Genomic DNA, 15,370 nt, shown 5'->3' on the forward strand with positions numbered 1-15,370 from the left:
TCCCTTCCGCGGCTCCGTCACGACGCCGGCCGGGCGCGCGGCGGCGCCGGCCGGGCCGAGGTGTGCGTGCGGCGTGCGGGGCGCACGCGGTCCGCGGCCACCGGCAGGCGGCGCTACGGAAACGTCTCGAAACTTTCGGCTCCTGCGCGTCATCGTACGGGCCGTGCCCCGCCCGCCTGCGCGCGGGTCCGCGCGCCGCGCGCCCGCTCGCCGGGATCGCCCGCGACCTGCTGTTCCCCCGTTCCCGGCGTCGGATACGATGCCGCTCCGCCGACGGGACAGGTGTTCGGACCGGCCGGCGCCCCTCCGCCGATGTCCGCCGATGCCGGGCGACCGCCGGTGACGGCGGTGCCGTCCGCCCGGCCCGTCCCGACCTCCCGCGGCAGCCCGCCACCAGGTCCCCGAAGGTCCCCGATGATTCCCGTCGCACCGATCGTCACGGCCGTCGTCCTCTCCGTCCTCGCGGCCAGACGCCGCAAGAACCGCGGCGCGGGCGACCCGGCCAGGAAGTACGGCCTCACCCCCGCCCGGAGGACCGACCCCGACCGCGCCGGTCCCGACCCGGCCGGCGTGGCCGCCGCCAAGGCCGTCCGCGCCGGGAACTGGCAGCACGCCGCGGACTTCCTCGCCCACGCCGACGGCAGCGGCGACCCCGGCGGCGACACCTCCTGGGACGAGCGCAGCCGCCGCGCGGGCCTGCTCGGCGAGGAGGCCGCCCGCGGCGACGGCTGGCTGACCGCGTGGCGCGGCGCCCGCCCCGACGACGCGGGCGCCGCCCTCGTCCACGGCGCCGCCCTGATCGAGAAGGCATGGGCCGCCCGCGGCAGCGCCCTCGCCGGGAACACCACCCGCGAGCAGTTCGAGAACTTCGACGTCCAGCTCGCCCGCGCGCTCCCCGCCCTCAAGGAGGCCGCCCGCCGCGCGCCCGGCGACCCGACCCCGCTCGTCGTCCAGATCCCCCTCGCCTACGGCCAGGGCTGGTCGCACGACCAGTTCCGCGCGCTCTGGGCCGAGATCACCGCACGCGACCCGCACCACTTCGCCGCGCACATCGGAGCGCTCCAGTACTGGTGCGCCAAGTGGCGCGGCTCGGACGACCTCGCCCGTGAATTCGCCGAGAAGGCGGCCGTCTCCGCGCCCGCCGGCAGTCTGCTCGCCGTGCTGCGGCTGCACGAGATCTACGAGCGGCGCACCGGCGACGCCGACCCCGCCCGCCGGTGGAACACGCCGGAGGCCCGCGACGCCGTCGACGCCACCCTCGCCGCGGTCGCCGCCGCCCCCGCCGGCCACCTCCGCCTCCCCCGCGTCCACCTCACCCTCGCGTACGCCCTCGTCCAGGCCGGCCGCCACGCGGAGGCCGTCGCCCACTTCCGCGCCGCCGACGGCTACGCGGGTGCGCCGCCCTGGACGTACCACCGCGACACCCGCGCCTTCTACGCCCTCCTCCGCACCCGCGCCCTGAACGCCTGGGCCACCGCCGGCCGCCCCGCGGCGTAGGGAGCCGGGCCGCCCGGCGGCGGCCTACGGCTGCCCGCCGCCCGGCGGGAGGGTGACGGTGAAGGTGGTCGCGCCCGGGCGCGAGGTGAGGTGCAGGGTCCCGCCGTGCGCGGCGGTGACGGCCGCGACGATCGCGAGTCCCAGTCCCGCCCCGCCGCCCGCGGCGGTACCGGGGCCGGCCTCTCCCCGGGGCCCGCGGGTGAACCGCTCGAAGACCGTGTCCCGGACGGCCTCCGGCACCCCCGGCCCGTCGTCGGAGACGGCCAGGCGCGCGCCGCCCGCCGCGTCCTGCCGGAGGGTGACGGTGACGCACGTGCCCGGCGGGGTGTGCACCCGGGCGTTGGCCAGCAGGTTGGCGAGGACCTGGTGCAGCCGCGCGCCGTCCCCCGTCACCGTGACCGGCGACTCGGGCAGGTCCAGCAGCCAGCGGTGGTCCGGGCCCGCGGCCCGCGCGTCCTCGGCGGCGGCGAGGACCAGCAGGGTGAGGTCCACCGGCGCGCTGGCCTGCGGCACCCCCTCGTCGAGCCGCGCGAGCAGCAGCAGGTCGTCCACCATGCCGCCCATCCGCGCCGATTCCGCCCCGATGCGGTCCAGGGCGCGGCGCACCCCGGGCGGTACGGGTTCGGGCCTGCGGAGCGCGAGTTCGGCGTGCCCGCGGATGGACGCGACGGGCGTGCGCAGCTCGTGGCTGGCGTCGGCGGCGAAGCGGCGCAGCCGTTCCTCGCTGCGGTGCCGCCGGGCGAGCGCGTCCTCGACGTGCCCGAGCATGAGGTTGAGTGCGGCCCCGACCTGCCCGACCTCGGTCCGCGGGTCGGTGTCCGCGTCCGGTACCCGGTCCGGCAGCTCCACCGCGCCGCTGGCGAGCGGGGTGGCGGTGACGGCCGCTGCGGTCGCCGCGACCCGCCGCAGCGGCCGCAGCGACCAGCGCACCCAGAACGCGCCCGCGGTCCCCGCCGCGGTGAGCGCGATGCCGAAGACCACGGCCTCGACGGCCACCAGCCGCCCGGCGGCCGCCTCCACGGGCTCCAGCGGCAGCCCGGTGACGAGCACGTCGCCGTCGTCGCCGGTGACGGCGACGACCCGGTAGTCGCCCAGCGCGGAGAGCTCCAGGCCGTGCGGCCGCCCGTCGGGGGTGAGGCCGGTGAGCGCGGCGCGGTCGCCCGCCGAGAGCGTCACGGAGGTGTCGGTCCCGGACCGTACGACGGCGGCGTCCGTGACCGTACCGCCGACCAGCCGTGCCCCGAAGGTGCCGGGGGCCTGCCGGCGGGTGTCGGCGTGGGCGTCGTCGCCGTCCGGTTCTCCGGGCCCGCCGTGTTCCAGGCTCGCGGGGAAGCGCCCGCCCGCGGCGGCGAGCTGCTGGTCCAGCTGCCCGGTCAGGTACGAGCGCAAGGTGAGCACGGCGGCGATGCCGACGGCGGCGCAGCTCAGTGCGAGCAGCACGACCAGCCCGCAGATCAGCCGCCCCCGCAGCGTCCGCGGGCCCCGCCACCAGGTGCGCGCCGCACGGTCGTTCACCCCGCCGCCCGGATCACGTAGCCCGCGCCGCGCACGGTGTGGATCATCGGCTCGCGCCCGGCGTCGATCTTGCGCCGCAGATAGGAGATGTAGAGCTCCACCACGTGCGCCTGGCCGCCGAAGTCGTACGACCACACCTGGTCGAGGATCCGGGTCTTGCTCAGCACCACGCGCGGGTTGCGCATCAGGTAGCGCAGCAGCTCGAACTCCGTCGGCGACAGCTCCACCGGCTCGCCGCCCCGCGTGACCTCGCGCGCGTCCTCGTCCATGACCAGGTCGCCGACCACGAGGAACGCCGTCTCGTCGCGGGCCCGGGTCATCCCCGCGCGGCGCAGCAGGCCGCGCAGCCGGGCGATCACCTCCTCCAGGGAGAAGGGCTTGGTGACGTAGTCGTCGCCGCCCGCGGTGATCCCGGCGATGCGGTCCTCGACGGTGTCCCGCGCGGTGAGGAACAGCACGCTCACGTCCGGCCGGGCCGCGCGCAGCCGCCGCAGCACCGCGAGCCCGTCGCCGTCCGGGAGCACGACGTCCAGCACGACGGCGTCCGGCCGGAAGGCGGCGGCCTCGGCGACAGCCGTGGCGGCGTCGCCCGCCGTCCGCACCTGCCAGCCCTCGTAGGCCAGCGCACCGGACAGGACCTCGGCGAGGTCGGGCTCGTCGTCGACGACCAGCACCCGCACCGGGGTGCCGTCGGGGTGCGCCAGGGGCGGGGCGGAAGCGGGAGGTGTGGATCTCATCGTCCTCCCAGCATCGCGCGCCCGCCCGTCCCCGGCGCGCCCGGCCGCCTCTGCGTTTGCTGTGGATCGGCGCGGGCGGGGCCGCCGGGAGCCCGCTCAGAGCTCATTCAGAGGTTCGGGTCCGACAGTGGCAGGCGTACACGTACGAGAGGACACCCGATGACCAGCTACCGCGCCGCGCCGGCCCGCCACGGAACCGCCGTGCACCGCGCCGCCCCAGCGCCCCGCGGGCCCGCGGGCGTGCCCGCCGCCGCTGCCGTGCTCGCCCTCGGCTGGGCGGGGGCCGCGGCGGTGCTCGCGCTGTGGTGGCAGGACACCGGCTCGGTCGTCGGCGCGGCGGGCTGGCTGCTCGGCGCCGGCCGCATCGCGGGACTGCTGTGCGGGTACGGCTGCGCGCTGCTCGTCCTGCTCATGGCGCGCGTGCCCGCGCTGGAGAACGCCGTCGGCAGCGACCGTGTCGCCCGCTGGCACGCCATGGCCGGGCGCTACGTCGTGTGCCTGCTGGTGGTGCACGTCACGTGCGTGCTCGCCGGCTACACGGCGCAGGCGCACACGAACATCGCCGGCGAGACGTGGACCGTCGTCACGACCTACCCCGAGATGCTCAAGGGCGCGCTCGGCGGCCTCCTGCTGCTGGCCGTGGGCGCGCTGTCGGTACGCGCCGCGCGCCGCCGGATGCGCTACGAGACGTGGTACCACCTGCACCTGCTCACCTACCTGGCCCTCTACCTCGCCTTCTGGCACCAGCTCGCGCTCGGCGCGGACCTCCCCGGCGGATCCGCGGCCCGCACCGGCTGGTACGTCCTGTACGGCGCCGCCGCCGCGGCCGTGCTCGGCTACCGGCTCCTCGTCCCGCTGCGGCTCAACCTGCGGCACCGGCTGCGGGTCTCCTCCGTCGTGCCGGAGGCGCCCGGCGTCGTCTCGGTCTTCATCCACGGGCGGCGCCTCGGCGAGCTGGGCGCGCGGCCCGGCCAGTTCCTGCGGTGGCGCTTCCTGGCGCCGGGCCTGCGCTGGACCTCCGGCCCCTACTCGCTGTCCGCCCCGCCGCGCGGCGACGTGCTGCGCATCACCGTCAAGGCTGTCGGCGGCCACAGCGCCGCCCTCGCGCAACTGCGCCCCGGCACCCGCGTGTGGGCCGAGGGCCCGTACGGCGCCCTCACGGCCGACCGCCGCCGCCGGCAGAAGGTGCTGCTGCTCGCCGGGGGCGTGGGCGTGACACCGCTGCGGGCCCTCTTCGAGTCGCTGCCCGGCCGCCCCGGCGACCTCTCCCTGATCTACCGCGCCCGCACCCCCGCCGACCTGGCGCTGCGCTCGGAGCTCGAAGCGATCGCCCACACCCGGGGCGCCCGCCTCTTCCTCGCCGTCAACGCCCCGGACGGCCGCCGCCCCGATCTCACGGCGGCGGGCCTGCGGGCCGCGCTGCCCGACATCGCCGCGCACGACGTGTACCTGTGCGGGCCGCCCGCCCTGACGCGGGCGGCGTACACGGAGCTGCGGGCCGCGGGCGTGCCCGCGGGCCGGATCCACCACGAGTCCTTCGCGCTGTGACCGCCCCTGCCGGCCACGGCCACCACCGGAGAAAGGCCCGCCCATGAGTGGCATGCCCCTGCTCGCGCCCGGCGCGCGGATCGCGCTGGCCACCGCCGCCACGGCGTCCGGCGTCCTCGCGCTGCTCGCGCTCAAGCCGCACACGGTCGTGCACGCGGCGGCCGCCCCCGCCCCGCAGGGGGCGGGCCAGGCACCGGAGACGGGTGCGGGCCCGCAGCCCCCGGCGACCGGCGGGGCGAAGGGGACGCAGACCGTCGACGGCGACACCGTCCAGACCCGTTACGGCCCCGTCCAGGTGCGGATCACCCTCACCGGCGGGCGGCTCACGGCCGCCGACGTCCTCCGGGCGCCGCAGGGCAACGGGCGCGACCAGGAGATCACCTCCTTCGCCGTCCCCCAGCTCACGCAGGAGACCCTGGCGGCGCAGAGCGCGCAGATCGACACGGTCTCGGGCGCGACGTACACGAGCGAGGGCTACCGGCAGTCCCTGCAAAGCGCGCTGGACAAGGCGCATGGCGGCTGAACCGGCGCGCACGGTGCGCGTCGTCCGCACGATGGGGACGGTCTTCTCCCTCGACGTGCGCGGCCCGGCCACCGAGCGCGTCGGGGCGGCGCTGGACGCGGCCGGGGCGTGGCTGGAACACGTCGACGAGGTCTTCTCGACGTACCGCCCGCAGAGCCAGATCAGCCGTCTCGCGGCGGGCACGCTCGCGCTGTCCAGGTGCTCCCCGGAGGTGTGGGAGGTCATGCGCCTGTGCGAGGCGGCGGAGCGGCGCACCCGCGGCTACTTCAGCGCGCGGTACGCGGGCGGCCCCGGCTTCGACCCCACGGGCCTGGTCAAGGGCTGGGCGGTGGAGCGCGCGGCGGCGATGCTCGCCGCGTCCGGCGCGGACGCGGTGTGCGTCAACGGCGGCGGCGACGTCCAGACCCACGGCGGCCCCTGGCGCATCGGCCTGGCCCACCCGCTGGTGCGGGGCGCGCTCGCGGGCGTCGTCCTCGCCCCGCCGGGCGCGTCGCTGGCCGTCGCCACCTCGGGCGCCGCCGAACGCGGCCCGCACATCCTCGACCCCCGTACGGGCCGCCCCCCGGCCGAGCCGCCGGCCTCCCTGACGGTGGTCTCCCGCTCCCTGACAGACGCCGACGTCCACGCGACGGCCGGTTACGCGATGGGCGCCGCCGCCCGCTCCTGGCTGGAGTCCCTGCCCGGCACGGAGGCGCAGGCGGTCACGCCGTCCGGCGAGGTGTGGACGACGTCGGGCTTCCCGCCGCCCGCGTAGCCGTCCGGGAGGGGCGGCTGCCGCCCTCGCCGGGGGCGCGGGCGGGCGGCGTACCGCAAGGCGCTCCCGGGCCCGGCCGGGAAGGGCTACCGTCAGGGGGAAGGGCCGTCGCGCACAGGGGTGTTCATGCTGGAGCAAGCACTTGCCGCACTTGCGGCGTCGGGGGGTACGGCCGTCGTCGCCGCGGCGGGCACGGACGCGTGGGCGGGGCTGCGGGCCCGGCTGGCCCGCTGGTTCGGCCAGGGCAGCGAGCGCCGCGAGACCGCCACGCTCGAACGCCTCGACACGACCGCGGCCGCACTTCAGGCGGCTCCCGGCACCGAGGCGGCAGCCGTCCGCGCGGAAGCGGGCGCGGTCTGGACGAACCGCATCCGCGATCTGCTCGAAGACCTCGACGCCGGAGAACGCGACGTGGCCGCGGCGGAGTTGCGGACCCTGCTCGCCGAACTCCCCGCCCCGGCGCAGCTGAGCGCGGCGGACGGCTCCTTCGTGGCGGGGCGGGACGTGACCGTACGCGCCGAGGGCCCCGGCTCCGTCGCCGCGGGCGTCATCCGAGGTGACGTCCACGTGGGCGTCAACCCCCCTCCGACGCCGGACGCATCCCAGGGCTGAGCGCTCCGGCACCCACGAGCCCGATCCTGCCGGCCGGTCCGGCCCCGCACGCCGGGCAGGCGGCCGAGCCGTCGCGGAAGCCGGACGTGCCGGAACTGCTGCGCGCCGGGGCCGCCGAGCGGCACCGGCCGGCCGGGAGTCCCGGCGAACCCGCCGGGACCGGGAGCCCGCCCCGCCCCGCGGCGCAGGCCGCGCATCCGCCCGCCCCCAGGAAGATCCGGGTCTCCGCCGACACCCGGCGCAGGCTGGAGGAGATGGCCGGCGGCGCCGCCCCCCGGCACGGCGGCGGCCCGTCCGGGGCCGCGGGCCCGCCGCCCGCCCGCGCGGGCAGCGCGGACACCGCCCGGTCCCGGAACGAGCCGGAGGAGGGGCCGCGCCCCGCCGCCGGGGACGGCGGCCGGGGCCCGTCCGCGGCCGGGGGCGCCGCGGCCGGCCACGCCGCCGGGGCCCGCGCGTCCGTGCCGTCCGGCGGCCCGGTGCCGTCCGACGCCCCCGCCGGAGGCGGCGGTGTGCACGCCGGGCGGGACATCCACGTCCGGAACCAGGGCAGCGGCGCCGCCGTCGGGCAGGCGCACATCGTCAACAACTACCAGGTCACGCAGGCCCCGGTCCGCCTGCCGTACCGCATCGGGCGGGTCCCCGCGCTCGCCTCGCCCTTCCAGGAGCGGGGCGTCGTCCCGGAGCTCGCGGGCGGGGAATCACTCGTACTGGCGGGCATGTTCGGCACGGGCATGTCCCAACTGGCCGCCCACTACGCCGAGTCGGCATGGGAGCGCGGTGAGCTGCACCTGCTGCTGTGGGCCGACGCCTCCTCCCGCGAGGCGGTCCTGTCCGCCTACGCCCGCACCGGGCAGGACGTGCTCGGCCGCACCTACGCCGACGAGGCGGACGGCGCACAGGCGTTCCTCAACTGGCTGCGCCCCGCGGGCGGTACGCAGCCGCACCCCTGGCTCGTCGTCCTCGACGGCGTGACCGACCCCGCCCACCTGGCGGGCCTGTGGCCGCCCGCGAGCCCGGCCGGGCGCGTGCTCGTGACCAGCAGCCGCAACGACTTCGAGAGCCCGGGCGCCGTGCGGGTCGTCCGGGTACCCCCCTTCACCTACCGGGAGGTCCGCGCCTACCTGGAGAGCGCGCTGAACCTGGACCCGGCCGCGCGTAGGTCCGCCGGGGACGACGACGCCGAGGACTTCGTCGAGGACGCGGCCGACGAGATCCTGGAGGGCAACCTGCCCCTCGACGCATATCTCGACGCCCGCGCCGGTGCCGCCCGGCGGAGCGACCGGCCCACCCCGGTCGAGCGGTCCGTCGAGGCGGCCGCGGCCCTGGCACCGGACGGCGTGGTGCGCCCGGTACTGGGCCTGCTCCGGCTGCTCGGCGGAAACGTTCCGGAACACCTCCTGCTCACGCGGGCCGCCCGGTCCGAGGTGATGTCGCTGCGCCTGCGGTGGGAGACGGAGCAGACGGAGCAGGCGGAGCAGCGGCGGGCGGAGGGCGCCGGGCCCGCCGTGACGATCATGGTGCCGCGCTCGGCGTTCAGGATGCCGCCGGTCGCTCGGCGCGACGTCCTTGCGGCCCTGCGCGCCCTGGAGGTCACCGGCCTGATCGAGCGGAAGGAGAAAGGCGTCCTCCGGCTCGTGCGGCTCGCCGTCCCCTCGCTTCCGGTCGGCTTGTTGGGCGTGCCGGTGCGCCGGACCCCGGAGGGGCGCGCCTTGCGCCGCGCCCTGGGGGACGTGCTGGCCGAGGCATGGCCGGACGCCGAACGGGGGCTGCCGGAGGCCCGCCTGCTGTGGGACTGCGTGGAGGCACTGAAAGACTTCAGCCGGAGCGCACGGAAGTTCGTCCTCGACCTGCGGACCGACGACGGCCTCCACCCGCTCGCCTTCCGCTACGGGCGCAGCCTCGGCGCCTGGGGCCGTTACGCGCAGGCCGAGCAGCACTTCCGCGACATGGCCGGGCTCGCGGCCGCCACGCACGGCGCCGGTCACCCCGACGTCCTGAGGGCTCTATCCTGCGCGGCCGGCCGACGCGGAGCCAGGGGCGACGACTTCGGCGCCGCGGAGGAACTCGCCGGCATCCTGGCCCGGCAGCGCGAGGCGCTGGGCGACGAGCACCCGGACGTGCTCGCGACCCGGCACGACCTCGCCTTCACGCGCCTGTCCGGCACCGGATGGGACGCGCCGGGGCCGCGCGCGGAACTCGCCGCCGTGCTGCGCGACCGCGCCCGGACGCTGGGCGTGGACCATGCGGACACCCTGGTCACGGCGATGGCGGTCGTCCGCGGCATGCTCGGCAGGGGCGGGGCGGGCGAGCCGCCCGCCGGCGAGGACGCGGACGCCGTGCGGGAGGTGCTGCTCGGCGAGCGGGACGGGGAAGGGGCGCGGGACACCGGTCCGACCGCCGTCGCGGAGGCGCTGCACACGGGATTGCGCGGCCGCGTCGGCGAGGACCACCCTCTGACCGTCGAAGCGCTCCGCATGCTGGCGGTCGCGCATCTCGGCAGCGACGACCCGAAGACCGCCCTGCGCACGGTGGGGTGGGCGCTCGGCGGTGCGCGGCGGGCACTGGGCCTGGAGCACCCCGTGACGGCGGACTGCCGGCTCACGGTGGCCGTCGCCGGGTACGGCGCCGGCTCCGGCCACCCGGCCGCCGTGGACGTGTTCCGCGGGCTGCGCGCCCTTTGGGAGGAGCTGCACGGCCCCGACCACCCCTCCGCGCTGGAGGTACGCGGCCATCTGCTCAGGCTGTCCACCCACGCCGACGACGGGCCCGACCCGGCCGCGTTCGCGGAGGAGGCCGCGGAGCTGCTCGCCGACACCGAGCGGGTCTTCGGCACGGACCACCGCCGTACGCGGGAACTCCTCGCCCGTGTCGCCGAGACGCACGACAGCGCCGGGAACGGCGTCGCCGCCCTCGTGGCGCTCTCCGGACTGGCGGCCCGCTGCGCCCGGGTGCCCGGGCCCGGCCACCCGGAGACCCTGGGCGTCCGGCTCCGGGCTGCCACCCTCCGGGGCAGGCAGGGCGACACCTACGGGGCGCTCACCGCGCTCGCCGCCCTGCACGCCGACTGCGTGCACGCCCTCGGGCCCGAGCACCGGACGACGCTCGGCGTATGCCACCAACTGGCCCTCAACCGCTACGTGGCGGGTGACACGCCCGGCGCCCTCAGCGACCTGGCCCGGGTCCTGCGCACCCGCGAACACCTCGACGGTCCCGACGCGGAGCCGACCCGCGAGGTCCGCGACGACCTGGAGCGTCTGCAGAAGTGGGAACGACCCGTCGCCGAGGCCGGCCTGACCACGGAACTGCGCGCGACGATCGACCGCCTGTGGACGAAGGACTGACCACCGTCCTCACAACGCCGCGCCCAGCGGCCCGTGTTCGGCCTCCAGCTCGGCGGCCCAGTGCGCGCCCCAGTCCGGCTGGGTGCCGTCCGCGTCGGTGAAGCCGTACTCCCCGTACAGCCCCCATGTGGCCAGCGCACGGCCCGACTTGGCCATGACGTCCGGGTCCGCGGCGAGCGCGGCGACGGCCCGGCCGAGGTAGGCGGGGCTCTCGGAGTACGCGAAGTTCGGGTCCTTGGCGGCGCCCTCGCGCCAGTTGGCCTCCGTCACCCCGAAGTGCTCCAGCAGCGCCTCCGAGCGCAGGAAGCCCGGGGTGACGGCCAGTGCGGCGACGCCGTGCGGGCGCAGCTCCTCCGCCTGGGCGACGGCGAGGCGGATGACGGCCGATTTGGCGAGGTCGTAGAAGAACGAGCCGCGGTAGCGGGCGGTGTTGCCGTCGGTCACCTCCACGACGAGGCCGCTGCCGCGGGCGACGAGCATCGGCAGGGCGTAGCGGCTGGTGATCACGTGCGTCTCCACCGCCTGCCGCAGCAGCCGCAGCCCGGTGTCGAGGTCCTGCTGCCACAGCGGGCGCTCCCAGTCGGTCAACGGGTCGCCGCCCCATATGCAGTTGACCAGGATGTCGAGCCGTCCGTGCTGCTCGACGGCGATCCGGCCGACGAGCGCGCGCACGTCGTCCGGGCTGCTGTGGTCGGTGCGGACGGCGATGCCCGTGCCGCCCGCGGCGGTGACCAGCTCTGCGGTCTCCTCCACGGTCTCGGGCCGGTCCATCGGTGAGCGCCCGGCGGTGGCGCTGCTGCGGCCGGTGACGTACACGGTCGCGCCGGCGGCGCCGAGCTGGACGGCGATGCCGCGGCCGCCCCCGCGCGTTCCGCCCGCGACCAGGGCCACGCGGCCCGCCAGCGGGGGTGTGTGCGTCGTCATGATGCCTCCGTGTGACGGGTCGGACTCCGGTGCCGCGCGGCCGTTCCGCCAGTGTGCCGCGCAGCGCGGGGGCGCAGGGCCGGTTCCGCGCCCGCGGGACCGCCCGTACGCCCGCCGCCGTCCTCAGTCCGGCTGCCGCAGCCCCGCGACCAGGACCTTCACCAGCCGCCGGGCGTCGTAGCGGGGATCGGACTCCGCCCCGATGCACAGGTTCCCGATGCCCCGCAGGAGGTGGTAGCCGTCCACGTCCCCCGCGCGGATCTGCCCGGCGGCGGTGGCGGCGCCGAGCAGGGCCTCGCAGACGGGGACGAGCCGGTCGAGGAAGTACGCGTGCAGCGCCGCGAAACCGGCGCCGTCGCCCTGCATCGCGGCGGCGAGCCCGTGCTTGGTGACCAGGAAGTCGACGAAGAGGTCCACCCACCGGGCGAGCGCGTCGTGCGGTGTGGGCGCGTCGGCGAGCAGCGCGGGCCCGGCCTCGGCGCAGGCGTCCACCTGGTGCCGGTAGACGGCGATGACGAGGTCGGCGCGGGTGGGGAAGTGCCGGTAGATCGTCCCGACCCCGACCCCCGCCCGCGCGGCGATGTCCCGTACGGGCGCGTCCACCCCGGCCGCGACGAACGCCTCTCCCGCGGCCTCCAGCAGCGCCTGCTGATTCCGCCGCGCGTCCTTCCGCCTGCCCGCACCCCCGCCGGTCCCGGCGGGCGTCGCCGAGGCGGTCCCGGCCGTCCCGGTGGTGGTGGGGGCCGTCGACGGTCCCGGGCTGGTGTCGCGCACGCGTCGGCGCTCCTCTCCTGCGGTCGGCCGCACGCGCCGGCGCGCGGCGGCCTTGCAAAGCGGAACCGTGTTCCGTATCGTCGAATCGGAACAACGTTCCGCTTCGTCCATCGTCACACAGCACGTTACCGGCGGCCGGCCGCCGCCCCGCACCCGCGGAAGGCCCTCCCATGGACCACTCCTCCACCCCCGCCCCCGTCGTCTCCGCCTGGCCCGTCGCCGTACCGGCTCCCGGGCGCGGGACGGACCTCCAGGTGCGGGTCTCCGCACCCGCCGACGGCGGGGACGGCCCCCTGCCCCTCCTCCTCTTCTCGCACGGCTTCGGCAGCTCCCTGCACGGCTACGCGCCGCTCGCCGAGCACTGGGCCGCGCACGGCTTCGTCGTCGTGCAGCCGACGCACCTGGACTCGCGCACCCTCGGCGTGCCCGCCGGTGACCCCCGTACGCCGCACATCTGGCGGATACGGATCGAGGACCTCGTGCGGGTCCTGGACGCACTCGACGCCGTCGAGGCCGCCGTGCCCGGGCTGCGGGGGCGGGTGGACCGGGGGCGGATCGCGGTCGCCGGGCACTCGTGGGGCGCGCAGACGGCGAGCGCACTGCTCGGGGCCCGGGTGCTCGGTGCGGACGGGGTGCCCGGTGAGGACATGACGGACGGGCGGGTGCGGGCCGGGGTGCTGCTCGCGCTCGCCGGGCTCGGGGACGCGCCGACGCCGCTCGCGGCCGAGCACTTCCCCTTCATGCGGCCCTCGTTCGCGACGATGGGCGCACCGGCCCTGATCGTCGCGGGGGACAGGGACGTGTCCCCCCTCACCACCCGCGGGCCGGACTGGTTCACGGACGGCTACACGCACAGCCCCGGCCCGAAGAGCCTGCTCACGCTCCACGGGGCGGAGCACTCGCTCGGCGGGATCCCGGGTTACGAGGCCGCGGAGACCACGGACGAGAGCCCGGCCCGCGTCGGCCTCGTGAGGCGGCTCAGCACCGCCTACCTCCGCAGCGCCCTCGACCCCGCCGGCCCCGCCTGGGACGCCGCGGTGCCGGACGCCGAAAGCCTGACCCCGCTCGGGGAGTTGCGCAGCAAGCCCGCCGGTGCTTCCGTCTGACCGCACCGGGAGCCCGCCGCGGTGACCTCGCCCGCGGGCCGCGTCGCGCGGCCGCGGGCGGGCGGCGTCGCCCGGCGGGGGAGCGGAACGGACGCCGTAGGTGAGGGAGTTGGTCTAGTCCTCTTGACGCGGTACACCCGCGCGCGCTTTGGTATGTACCAACTCGGGCCCGAGATGCATTCCCCCCCACCACTTCACGTCCGAGGGGCTTACATGCACCTTGTCACACGGATGGCCTCCGCCGCCGCGCTCGCCCTCGCCACCGCCGGCGCGGTCCTCGCCGCGGCCCCCGCCGGCAACGCCGCGGCGACCGGCACCTACGCCGTCGCCCCCTACGTCGACATGTCCAACAGCCAGGAGGGCCTGCTCGACCAGGCCGTCACCGGCCACGGGCTCAAGGCCTACACCGCGGCCTTCGTGCTGGGCAGCGGCTGCAACCAGATCTGGGGCGACACCCTCCCCATCGGCAACGACTCCTTCACCGACCCGCTGATCGCGAAGGCGAAGTCCGAGGGCGCGTCCGTCATCATCTCCTCCGGCGGCGCCAGCGGCCTGCCGCTCGCCTGGACCTGCTCCACACAGAGCTCGATCGTGTCGGGCTACCAGGCCCTGATCACCACGTACGGGGTCACCCAGCTCGACTTCGACATCGAGGGCGCCGCCGTCGCCGACACCGCGGCCGCCGCGCGCCAGATGCAGGCGATGAAGACGCTCAAGGCGTCCAATCCCGGCCTCCAGTTCTCCGTGACGCTGCCCGTCCTCGCGAGCGGGCTCACGGCCGACGGCGTCAACATCGTCAAGGCCGCCAAGACCGCGGGCGTCAGGATCGACGTCGTCAACATCATGACGATGGACTACTACACGGGCACCGGCACCGAGATGGGCCAGGGCTCTGTCGCCGCGGCCCAGGCCACGCTGTCCCAGATGCAGTCGGTCGACTCCGGCTACACCTACGCCAACCTCGGCATCACGCCGATGATCGGCAAGAACGACGACGGCTCCACCTTCACCCTCGCCGACGCCCAGACCGTCGAGTCCTTCGCCGAGCAGCACGGCGTGGGCCGCCTCGCCTTCTGGGCCGTCACCCGCGACCAGGCGTGCGGCGGCGGCGCCAACTCGCTGTCCACGTGCAGCCAGATCAGCCAGAACACGCTCCAGTTCACCGACGTCTTCCTGAAGTACGCGGGCGGTTCCGGCGGCACGAGCGGCGGCACCACCACGGGCGGAACGTCCTCCGGCACGACGACGGGTACGACGTCGGGCACGACCGCCGGCACCACCACCACCGGCGGTTCGGCGACCGGCGGCAGCGGCAGCTGCACGGTGGCCGCGTGGAGTTCGTCGGCGGTCTACACCGGCGGCAACCGGGTGTCCTGGAAGGGCCACACCTGGCAGGCCAAGTGGTGGACGCAGGGCGAGGAGCCCGGCACCACCGGCGAATGGGGCGTCTGGCAGGACCTCGGCGCCTGCTGAACCGGCCCCTTCCCGGCCCGCACGTCCCCGGCCCGGCCCCCGCTCCCGGGGCCGGGCCGATCGGCGCCCCCGGTCCGGCCCGGCAGGGCCATGATGGTGCCGGGACGTTGAACGAGGGGGACGCGATGCTCGCTCAACTGGCGGCCAACTGCCATCAGATGAACTGCACGGGCCATGTGGACAACACGCCCGCCTACTACATCTTCGGCGCCATCGGCGCGGTCATGCTCATCGGCGCCGCAGCCGCGGCCTCCGACAGCGCGAGCCGCAACCGGACCCTGACGCGCGGGGTCGCCGCCACGGCCGAGATCGTGAGGCTCTCCCCGCGCCGGGTGCGCAACGACGGCACGGTCACGCTGGACCTGACCCTCGCCGTGACCCCGCCCGGCGGCGAGGTGTTCGAGGCCGAGGCCGCCCACACGTTCCCGATCACCGCGCTGCCCCAGGCGGGCTGGACGCTCCCGGTGCGCTACCGCGCGGACGCCCGCCACCACCTCGTCGTCGCGGGCGAACCCTCCCCGCCCGCCGTCCCGCCCGCGCCCTGAGGACGCGGCGGCCGCGGGGCG

13 protein-coding genes are annotated in these 15,370 nt (G+C 76.8%); 9 read left to right on the plus strand and 4 right to left on the minus strand.

Going from position 1 to position 15,370, the window contains the following annotated elements:
* Positions 1-414 precede the first annotated feature (414 nt).
* The gene (locus ACH4SE_RS04275; protein ID WP_398541750.1) at positions 415-1,497 is read left to right on the plus strand and encodes a hypothetical protein; all 1,083 of its coding nucleotides are present in this window, start codon (positions 415-417) and stop codon (positions 1,495-1,497) included.
* A gap of 24 nt (positions 1,498-1,521) precedes the next feature.
* Here ACH4SE_RS04275 and ACH4SE_RS04280 read toward each other — a convergent pair whose 3' ends face one another.
* Positions 1,522-3,012 carry a sensor histidine kinase gene (locus ACH4SE_RS04280; RefSeq protein ID WP_398541751.1) on the minus strand — a complete coding sequence of 497 codons (1,491 nt, stop codon included), beginning with the start codon at positions 3,010-3,012 and terminating at the stop codon, positions 1,522-1,524.
* Positions 3,009-3,749, minus strand: a complete 741-nt coding sequence (locus ACH4SE_RS04285) for a response regulator transcription factor (RefSeq protein ID WP_398541752.1) — start codon at positions 3,747-3,749, stop codon at positions 3,009-3,011. The genes ACH4SE_RS04280 and ACH4SE_RS04285 overlap by 4 nt, the downstream gene beginning before the upstream one ends.
* 159 nt (positions 3,750-3,908) lie before the next feature.
* Here ACH4SE_RS04285 and ACH4SE_RS04290 point away from each other — a divergent pair, with 159 nt between their 5' ends.
* The 5 genes from ACH4SE_RS04290 (at position 3,909) to ACH4SE_RS04310 (ending at position 10,527) form a co-directional block, all read left to right on the plus strand.
* Entirely contained in the window at positions 3,909-5,297 is a 1,389-nt protein-coding gene (locus ACH4SE_RS04290) for a ferric reductase-like transmembrane domain-containing protein (RefSeq protein ID WP_398541753.1), read from the plus strand.
* 43 nt (positions 5,298-5,340) lie between these two features.
* Entirely contained in the window at positions 5,341-5,820 is a 480-nt protein-coding gene (locus tag ACH4SE_RS04295; protein ID WP_398541754.1) for an FMN-binding protein, read from the plus strand.
* A complete protein-coding gene (locus ACH4SE_RS04300; protein ID WP_398541755.1) occupies positions 5,810-6,574 on the plus strand; it encodes an FAD:protein FMN transferase in 765 nt (254 codons plus the stop codon). The genes ACH4SE_RS04295 and ACH4SE_RS04300 overlap by 11 nt, the downstream gene beginning before the upstream one ends.
* A gap of 126 nt (positions 6,575-6,700) precedes the next feature.
* A complete protein-coding gene (locus ACH4SE_RS04305; protein ID WP_398541756.1) occupies positions 6,701-7,186 on the plus strand; it encodes a hypothetical protein in 486 nt (161 codons plus the stop codon).
* 86 nt (positions 7,187-7,272) lie between these two features.
* Positions 7,273-10,527 carry a hypothetical protein gene (locus ACH4SE_RS04310; RefSeq protein ID WP_398541757.1) on the plus strand — a complete coding sequence of 1,085 codons (3,255 nt, stop codon included), beginning with the start codon at positions 7,273-7,275 and terminating at the stop codon, positions 10,525-10,527.
* A gap of 9 nt (positions 10,528-10,536) precedes the next feature.
* Here ACH4SE_RS04310 and ACH4SE_RS04315 read toward each other — a convergent pair whose 3' ends face one another.
* Complete coding sequence (locus ACH4SE_RS04315) at positions 10,537-11,451, minus strand: SDR family oxidoreductase (RefSeq protein ID WP_398541758.1); 915 nt, start codon at positions 11,449-11,451, stop codon at positions 10,537-10,539.
* A 123-nt stretch (positions 11,452-11,574) separates the two neighbouring features.
* Complete coding sequence (locus tag ACH4SE_RS04320; protein WP_398542134.1) at positions 11,575-12,093, minus strand: TetR/AcrR family transcriptional regulator; 519 nt, start codon at positions 12,091-12,093, stop codon at positions 11,575-11,577.
* A gap of 302 nt (positions 12,094-12,395) precedes the next feature.
* On the opposite strand from ACH4SE_RS04320, the gene ACH4SE_RS04325 reads away from it, so the two are divergent.
* The 3 genes from ACH4SE_RS04325 (at position 12,396) to ACH4SE_RS04335 (ending at position 15,349) form a co-directional block, all read left to right on the plus strand.
* Positions 12,396-13,331 carry an alpha/beta hydrolase family protein gene (locus tag ACH4SE_RS04325; RefSeq protein ID WP_398541759.1) on the plus strand — a complete coding sequence of 312 codons (936 nt, stop codon included), beginning with the start codon at positions 12,396-12,398 and terminating at the stop codon, positions 13,329-13,331.
* A gap of 213 nt (positions 13,332-13,544) precedes the next feature.
* Positions 13,545-14,804, plus strand: a complete 1,260-nt coding sequence (locus ACH4SE_RS04330) for a chitinase (RefSeq protein WP_398541760.1) — start codon at positions 13,545-13,547, stop codon at positions 14,802-14,804.
* A 125-nt stretch (positions 14,805-14,929) separates the two neighbouring features.
* Positions 14,930-15,349 carry a hypothetical protein gene (locus tag ACH4SE_RS04335; RefSeq protein ID WP_398541761.1) on the plus strand — a complete coding sequence of 140 codons (420 nt, stop codon included), beginning with the start codon at positions 14,930-14,932 and terminating at the stop codon, positions 15,347-15,349.
* The last annotated feature ends 21 nt before the right edge of the window (positions 15,350-15,370 follow it).

It is taken from the genome of Streptomyces sp. NPDC020983 (genome assembly GCF_044333485.1).
In the GTDB taxonomy this organism is placed as follows: domain Bacteria; phylum Actinomycetota; class Actinomycetes; order Streptomycetales; family Streptomycetaceae; genus Actinacidiphila.

What these genes read in the sequence shown, in the direction of transcription:
- ACH4SE_RS04275 (WP_398541750.1), top strand. Translation starts at nt 415, where the DNA reads ATGATTCCCGTCGCACCGATCGTCACGGCCGTCGTCCTCTCCGTCCTC.
- ACH4SE_RS04285 (WP_398541752.1), bottom strand. Translation starts at nt 3,749, where the DNA reads ATGAGATCCACACCTCCCGCTTCCGCCCCGCCCCTGGCGCACCCCGAC.
- ACH4SE_RS04290 (WP_398541753.1), top strand. Translation starts at nt 3,909, where the DNA reads ATGACCAGCTACCGCGCCGCGCCGGCCCGCCACGGAACCGCCGTGCAC.
- ACH4SE_RS04295 (WP_398541754.1), top strand. Translation starts at nt 5,341, where the DNA reads ATGAGTGGCATGCCCCTGCTCGCGCCCGGCGCGCGGATCGCGCTGGCC.
- ACH4SE_RS04300 (WP_398541755.1), top strand. Translation starts at nt 5,810, where the DNA reads ATGGCGGCTGAACCGGCGCGCACGGTGCGCGTCGTCCGCACGATGGGG.
- ACH4SE_RS04305 (WP_398541756.1), top strand. Translation starts at nt 6,701, where the DNA reads ATGCTGGAGCAAGCACTTGCCGCACTTGCGGCGTCGGGGGGTACGGCC.
- ACH4SE_RS04315 (WP_398541758.1), bottom strand. Translation starts at nt 11,451, where the DNA reads ATGACGACGCACACACCCCCGCTGGCGGGCCGCGTGGCCCTGGTCGCG.
- ACH4SE_RS04325 (WP_398541759.1), top strand. Translation starts at nt 12,396, where the DNA reads ATGGACCACTCCTCCACCCCCGCCCCCGTCGTCTCCGCCTGGCCCGTC.
- ACH4SE_RS04330 (WP_398541760.1), top strand. Translation starts at nt 13,545, where the DNA reads ATGCACCTTGTCACACGGATGGCCTCCGCCGCCGCGCTCGCCCTCGCC.
- ACH4SE_RS04335 (WP_398541761.1), top strand. Translation starts at nt 14,930, where the DNA reads ATGCTCGCTCAACTGGCGGCCAACTGCCATCAGATGAACTGCACGGGC.